The organism is Kribbella sp. NPDC051718 (genome assembly GCF_040681515.1).
Classification (GTDB): domain Bacteria; phylum Actinomycetota; class Actinomycetes; order Propionibacteriales; family Kribbellaceae; genus Kribbella.
Genome location: NZ_JBFAYZ010000020.1, coordinates 37,405 through 44,408 on the forward strand (window position 1 = coordinate 37,405; position 7,004 = coordinate 44,408).

The window sequence follows — 7,004 nt, forward strand, 5'->3', positions numbered from 1 at the left end:
GTTCCGCTTCCTCTTTGAATGATGCCAGAAGGGACTGCCATGCACTACCGCACCTTGGGCCGTACCGGAGTACAGGTCAGCACGCTCGCGCTCGGCGCGATGAACTTCGGCCAGATCGGCCGCACCACCTCCGACGAGGCGACCGCCATCGTCGACGCGGCTCTGGAGGCCGGGATCAACCTGATCGACACGGCCGACATGTACGGCCAGGGCGAGTCGGAGGAGATGGTCGGCAAGGCGATCGCCGGCCGGCGCGACGACCTGGTCCTGGCCACCAAGGCGACCATGCCGATGGGGGACGAACGCAATCATCGCGGCAGCTCACGCCGCTGGCTGGTCACCGAGCTAGACAACAGCCTTCGCCGTCTCGGGGTCGACCACGTCGATCTCTACCAGATCCACCGCTGGGATCCGACGACCAGCGATGAGGAGACCCTGTCGGCGCTGACCGACCTGCAACGCGCCGGGAAGATCCGGTACTTCGGCAGTTCCACCTTCCCGGCGTACCGGATCGTGCAGGCGGAGTGGGCCGCTCGGGCGAACCACCTGAGCCGCTATGTCACCGAGCAGCCGAGCTACTCGATCCTGCAGCGGGGGATCGAGACGCACGTGCTGCCGGTGACCGAGCAGTACGGACTCGGCGTACTGGCGTGGAGCCCGCTGGCGTCGGGGTGGCTGTCGGGTGCGGTCCGTGCCGGCCAGGAGATCACTACGAGTCGGGCGACCGTCGTACCGGCTCGGTTCGATTTGAGCATTCCGTCCAACCAGGCCCGGCTCGATGCGGTAGAGCGGTTGGCGAAGGTTGCCGATGCGGCCGGACTGACGATGATCCAGCTTGCGCTCGGGTTCGTGACCGCCCATCCGGCTGTCACCAGCGCGCTGATCGGTCCTCGAACGGTGGAGCACCTGCAGTCACAGATCGCGGCCGCCGACACCGTACTGTCCGCGGACGTGCTCGACGCCATCGACGAGATCGTTGCCCCTGGCACCGACCTTGCCCCGGACGAGAAGTTCGACGCCCCACCCTCGCTGCTCGACCCGTCGCTGCGGCGTCGATTCGCATGACCACCAGTTTTGGGATCATGACCGCCCCGCAGCAGGTCTCGTACGACGACCTGCTGCGGGTCTGGCGGGAGGCCGACGCGATTCCGGCGATCGAGCACGCGTGGCTGTTCGATCACCTGATGCCGATCGGCGGCGATCCGGGTGGACCGATCTTCGAGGGCTGGACGCTGCTGTCGGCGCTCGCGGCTCAGACTCGACGACTGCGGCTTGGGTTGCTGGTGACGAGCAATCGGTTCCGGCCGCCCGCGATGCTGGCGAAGATCGCCACGACGGTGGACATCGTGTCAGGCGGACGGCTCGACTTCGGGATCGGTGCTGGGTCGCGGCCCAGTCTTCCGGTGGCTCGGCGTGAGTATGACGCGCATGGGTTGCCTTACCTCGATGCTGCTGAGGCGGTGGAGAGTCTGGGGGAAGCGTGCACGATCATCCGGCGGCTGTGGACCTCGGTCGAGCCGTTCGATTTCGAGGGTGGCCGGCATCGCCTGGTCGGCGCCTTCAGCAATCCGAAGCCGGTCCAGCGGCCACACCCGCCGATCCTGATCGGGGGACGCTCGCTGGCGACGTTGCGGGTGGTCGCGGAGCACGCGGACATCTGGAATCACACCGGCGAGGATCTGGATGACGCGGTCAGTCGCAGCGCGCTACTGGACAAGTACTGCGCCGAGATCGGCCGCGATCCGTCGGCGATCAGGCGGTCGATCCATGTGCCGGTCTCCTATGCCGATCCCGCCGGCACCCGCGGGGTGATCGCCAAGGCCATCGCCATCGGCTTCCAGCACGTCGTTCTCAGCCTTCCGGCCCCCTATCCCGTCGGTGTCGCCAAGTGGGTCGCCGAGGAACTCATGTCGATCTGAGCGTCCGCCACTCGTGTAGAGGAAAGCCGAGTGGACGAGGTGGCGTGATGTCTGGACCGAAGGTCTTGCTGAGTGGGTTGGGGATTCCCGAGTCGCCGCGGTGGCATGACGATCGGTTGTGGTTCTGCAACTTGATCGACCAGCAGGTGGTGGCCGTCGATTCGGACGGCAAGGCGGAGTACTTCGCCGTACCGGTCGAGCAGTTGATGGGATGGTCGATCGGCTGGCTGCCCGACGGGAGGTTGCTGACGACGGGCGACAAGCTCCGGCGACATGAGCTGGACGGGTCGGTGGTCGTGCTGGCCGATCAGAAGGCTAACGAGATCGTGGTGGACGGGCGGGGCAACGTCTATCTCAACGGTGCGGACTTCGACTTCGCCGGTGGGGAGGCGTTCAAGCCCGGCTTCATCAAGCTCGTCACTCCGGACGGCCGACTGCGTGAGGTCGCGGGTGACATCCAGTTCCCGAACGGCATGGTCATCAGTCCGGACGGTCGGACGCTCGTCATCTCGGAGTCGTTCGCGGGGCGGCTCACCGCGTTCGACATCGAGCCGGACGGGGGACTGTCGAACCGGCGGGTCTTCGCCGAAGGGCTCGGGCCGGACGGCATCTGCCTCGACGCGGAGGGGGCGATCTGGGTCTCGACCGGTGGGTCGTCGGTCGTACGGGTCGCCGAGGGTGGTGAGGTGCTGGAGCGGATCGAACTGTCTTCGGAGCGGGCTCCATTTGCGCTGGCGCTTGGAGGTCCGGACGGGCGGACGCTGTTCGTCATGACGGCCGAGTGGCGCCCGGATGACAGCATCGGGGACAACCTCGGGCGGCTGACCGGCGGGCCTCGTACGGGTGAGGTTCTCGCGTTCGAGGTCTCGGTGCCCGGGGTGATTTGACTCTTTCGAACAAGTGTTCGAACATCGGAGTATGACGTCAGGTAGCGGAGTTCTCTGATGGGGTGGGACAACCCGCCGATTCCGTGGTCGGAGTTGGAGCGGAAGTTGTCAGGCCGGTCGCGGCCGCCCGCACCCGCGGACGAGCTGCTGGACGCCGACGGGGGAGACGGGCCGGCCTGGTCGCGGCACCGGCCGCCGTACGATCCGGATCCGGCGGACAAACCACGCCGCCCGGAGGGGCCGGTGGTGCCGTATGCCGAGCTGCACTGCCACTCGTACTACAGCTTTCTCGACGGCGCCTCGTCGCCGGAGCAACTGGTCGAGGAGTCGGTCCGGCTCGGGCTGAACGCGCTCGCCCTGACCGACCACGACGGGTTTTACGGCGTGGTCCGGATGGCCGAGGCGGCGGAGGAGTATGACGACCTCCAGACCGTGTTCGGCGCCGAGCTGTCCCTCGAATTGACCAAACCGCAGAACGGGATGGCCGATCCGGAGGGCAGTCACCTGCTGGTGCTGGCCGAGCGCCAGGAGGGGTACCACCGGCTGGCCGGCGCGATCACCGAGGCGCAGTTGCGCGGCCAGGAGAAGGGTCGTCCCGTCTACGACCTGGAGGAGCTTGCGGCGATCGGTGAGGACCACTGGCTGATCCCTACCGGTTGCCGCAAGGGCCTGGTCCGCCGGGCGCTCGAGCTGGGTGGCCAGGCCGACGGACCCGCTGCGGCGGCCCGCGAGCTCGATCGGTTGACCGCGTTGTTCGGCAAGGATCGGGTGGTGGTCGAGCTGATCGACCATCAGCTGCCGACGGACAGCACGCGTAACGCAGTACTGGCCCGGCTTGCGGCCGAAGCGGGGCTGCCGGTGATCGCCACCAACAACGTGCACTACGCTCAGCCGCGACGGCACAAGCTCGCCGCCGCGGTCGCCGCCGTCCGGGCCCGGCGCAGCCTCGACGCGATGGACGGCTGGCTGCCACCCGCCGGCACGGCCCACCTGCGCTCGGGGGAGGAGATGCTCGCCCGCTTCCATCGGTACGACGGGGCCGTCGCTCGTACTGTCGAGCTGGCCAGCCAGCTGGAGTTCAGCCTGCGGGCGGCCAAGCCGAGCCTGCCCCGTCAGGAGGTGCCTCAGGGGTACGACGAGATGGAGTGGCTGAAGAAGCTCTGCCGGGACGGGGTGAAGAAGCGCTACGCGGACAAACCCTGGTTGCGGGACGAGGCGACCGCCCGGGTCGAGCGCGAACTGACGGTGATCGAGTCGCTCAAGTTCCCGGGGTACTTCCTGATCGTGCGCGACATCGTGATGTTCGCCAAGCGGAAGGGGATCCTCTGCCAGGGCCGGGGATCGGCGGCGAACTCGGTGGTCTGCTACGCGCTCGAGATCACCGCGGTCGACCCGGTGCAGTACGACCTGCCCTTCGAGCGGTTCCTGTCCGCCGCCCGGGACGAGGAGCCCGACATCGATGTGGACTTCGACTCCGACCGGCGCGAGGAAGTGATCCAGTACGTCTACCGCAAGTACGGCCGGCGCAACGCGGCCCAGGTGGCGAACGTGATCACCTACCGGCCGAAGCTCGCGGTCCGGGACATGGCCAAGGCGCTCGGGTTCAGCACCGGGCAGCAGGATGCGTGGTCCAAGCAGGTGGACGCCTGGGGTGCGGTGCGGAGCAGCGTCGATCACGACATCCCGCCGCCGGTGGTGGCGCTGGCCGAGGACCTGCTGAAGTTCCCGCGGCACCTCGGCATCCACTCCGGTGGCATGGTGCTGACCGACATCCCGGTCGGGCACGTGGTGCCGGTCGAGCACGCCCGGATGGAGAACCGGACCGTGCTGCAGTGGGACAAGGACGACTGCGCCTGGATGGGGCTGGTGAAGTTCGACCTGCTCGGGCTCGGCATGCTGGCGGCACTGCAGTACGCGATGGACCTGGTCCGCCGGCACCTCGGCGAGGACTGGAATCTGGACACGATCCCGAAGGAGGAGCGGGGCGTCTACGACCAGCTCTGCAAGGCGGACTCGGTCGGGGTGTTCCAGGTGGAGAGCCGCGCGCAGATGAGCACGCTGCCCCGGTTGCGGCCGCGCAGCTTCTACGACCTGGCGATCGAGGTGGCGCTGATCCGGCCCGGCCCGATCCAGGGTGGCGCGGTGCATCCGTTCATCCGGCGCAAGATGCAGGAGGAGCCGGTCACCTACCTTCATCCCGCGCTGGAGCCGGTGCTGAAACGCACCTTGGGCGTGCCGCTGTTCCAGGAGCAGTTGATGCAGATCGCGATGACGGTCGGCGGCTGCAGCGGTGAGGACGCCGACCTGCTCCGCCGCGCGATGGGCTCCAAACGCGGCGTGGAGAAGATCTCGTCACTGAAGACCAAGCTGTACGACGGGATGGCGGCGAACGGCATCACCGGCGACACCGCGGACGAGATCTACGAGAAGATCGAGGCCTTCGCGAACTTCGGGTTCGCCGAGTCCCACTCGATCAGCTTCGCGCTGCTCGTCTACGCCAGCACGTGGTTGCGGTTGCACTACCCGGCCGCCTTCCTCGCCGCGCTGCTCCGGGCCCAGCCGATGGGGTTCTACTCGCCGCAGTCGCTGGTCGCCGACGCGCGTCGCCACGGCGTCGAGGTGCTCCGCCCCGACCTGTTCACCTCCGGCGTCCACGCCACCCTCGAGTCCTCCGCCGCTGACGAGGTTGTTGCTGCCGGCAATGATTCGTGTCTGTTGAAGGAGCAGCCGCCGATCGGGGAGTTCGATCCGAAGGTGCCGTTCGACTCGGACCTGCACCGGCGCGACGGCCGGCTCGTGGTGCGGCTCGGGCTGGCCGGGGTGAAGTCGGTCGGGGAGCCGTCGGCGACCGTGATCGTGGAGGAACGCGAGAAGAACGGGCCGTACGCCGACATGGCGGACCTTGTTCGGCGGACCGGGCTCACCGCAGTACAGCTGGAGGCGCTGGCGACGGCGGGGGCGTTCGACTCGTTCGGGCTGTCGCGGCGGCAGGCATTGTGGAATGCGGGACGTGCCGCCGAGGAGCGGCCCGGGCATCTGTCCGGCGTGAGCAGCTCCGGTCCACCGCCGATGCTGCCCGGGATGACCGGGGTCGAGACGACGATGGCCGACCTGTGGGCCACCGGCATCTCACCCGACGACCACCCGATCCGGCACGTCCGCGCCGCTCTCGACGAGCGCGGCATCCTCCGCGCGAACCAGCTCTCCACCGCCGAGGACGGCAGCCGCGTCTACGTCGGCGGCGTGGTCACCCACCGTCAACGCCCAGCCACCGCCGCCGGCGTCACCTTCCTCAACCTGGAAGACGAGACCGGCATGATCAACATCGTCTGCTCGAACGGCGTCTGGAACCGCTACCGCCGGATCGCCCGCGAATCCAGCGCCATGATCATCCGCGGCCGCCTCGAACGCTCCCAAGGCGTCACCAACCTGGTAGCCGACAAACTGGAACGCCTCCCCCTAGCCGCCAAAACCACCTCCCGAGACTTCCGCTGACCACCCACTAACCTGAGGTTGTGGACGACCTTGCCGCGCAGGCGAAGCTCTGGGGGCAGAAGTGGTGGTGGTACCAGCGGAATTCGTTGCCGTGGAATCGGGCGCGGATTCACTGGGAGCTGATGCGTCGTGGGGCGTTCGCGCGGTGGCCGTTGCACGGGGAGGTGCTGGAGGCGTTCAGGGATGGGCGGCTCGAGGTGGGGGCGCACACGATGTTCGAGCCCAATGTGTGGATCACGATGGGCGAGCAGGGACGGGTGCGGATCGGGGAGGGGACGTTTCTCAACATCGCGGTGATGGTGGCCGCGCATGAGTTGGTCGAGATCGGGTCGCATTGCATGCTGGCCAACGGGTGTTTCGTGACGGACGCCAATCATCGGTTCGATGATCCCGACCGGCCGGTGCCTTGGCAGGGGTTCGATTCCAAGGGGCCGACTCGAATCGGCGACAACGTCTGGCTCGGCGCGAACGTGGTCGTCACCAGTGGGGTGACGATCGGCGACCGCTGCGTCATCGGCGCCAACAGCGTCGTCACGGAGGACATCCCGGCCTACTCGATCGCAGCGGGGGTTCCGGCCAAGGTGCTGCGCACGATCAAGTACGGCTCCGACTGAGTTCCTAAGGGATGTCAAGCTGCCGGAGGGTTCGTAGACTTGGTGTTGGCGGGTCGGGATGCTGGAGCGCTTTGCGACTCCTTCTGCTC

5 protein-coding genes are annotated in these 7,004 nt (G+C 67.7%); all 5 read left to right on the top strand.

Annotated features, from left to right (window positions below):
* Positions 1 to 39: 39 nt before the first annotated feature.
* From AB0M15_RS40890 to AB0M15_RS40910, 5 genes are read left to right on the top strand one after another with little or no spacing between them, the layout of a single operon-like run.
* Positions 40 to 1,065: an aldo/keto reductase gene (locus AB0M15_RS40890; RefSeq protein ID WP_363832463.1), complete on the top strand. Its 1,026-nt coding sequence runs from the start codon at positions 40 to 42 to the stop codon at positions 1,063 to 1,065.
* A 17-nt stretch (positions 1,066 to 1,082) separates the two neighbouring features.
* A complete protein-coding gene (locus tag AB0M15_RS40895; RefSeq protein WP_363832466.1) occupies positions 1,083 to 1,919 on the top strand; it encodes an LLM class flavin-dependent oxidoreductase in 837 nt (278 codons plus the stop codon).
* A 47-nt stretch (positions 1,920 to 1,966) separates the two neighbouring features.
* Positions 1,967 to 2,806 carry an SMP-30/gluconolactonase/LRE family protein gene (locus tag AB0M15_RS40900; RefSeq protein WP_363832472.1) on the top strand — a complete coding sequence of 280 codons (840 nt, stop codon included), beginning with the start codon at positions 1,967 to 1,969 and terminating at the stop codon, positions 2,804 to 2,806.
* Positions 2,807 to 2,863: 57 nt separating this feature from the next.
* Positions 2,864 to 6,301, top strand: coding sequence for an error-prone DNA polymerase (locus AB0M15_RS40905; protein ID WP_363832476.1), 3,438 nt, complete (start codon positions 2,864 to 2,866; stop codon positions 6,299 to 6,301).
* Positions 6,302 to 6,321: 20 nt separating this feature from the next.
* Positions 6,322 to 6,915: an acyltransferase gene (locus AB0M15_RS40910; RefSeq protein ID WP_363832479.1), complete on the top strand. Its 594-nt coding sequence runs from the start codon at positions 6,322 to 6,324 to the stop codon at positions 6,913 to 6,915.
* Positions 6,916 to 7,004: the final 89 nt, after the last annotated feature.

Bases quoted from the DNA above. Each gene is read 5' to 3' on its own strand.
- AB0M15_RS40890 (WP_363832463.1), top strand. From the start codon at position 40: ATGCACTACCGCACCTTGGGCCGTACCGGAGTACAGGTCAGCACGCTC.
- AB0M15_RS40895 (WP_363832466.1), top strand. From the start codon at position 1,083: ATGACCGCCCCGCAGCAGGTCTCGTACGACGACCTGCTGCGGGTCTGG.
- AB0M15_RS40900 (WP_363832472.1), top strand. From the start codon at position 1,967: ATGTCTGGACCGAAGGTCTTGCTGAGTGGGTTGGGGATTCCCGAGTCG.
- AB0M15_RS40905 (WP_363832476.1), top strand. From the start codon at position 2,864: ATGGGGTGGGACAACCCGCCGATTCCGTGGTCGGAGTTGGAGCGGAAG.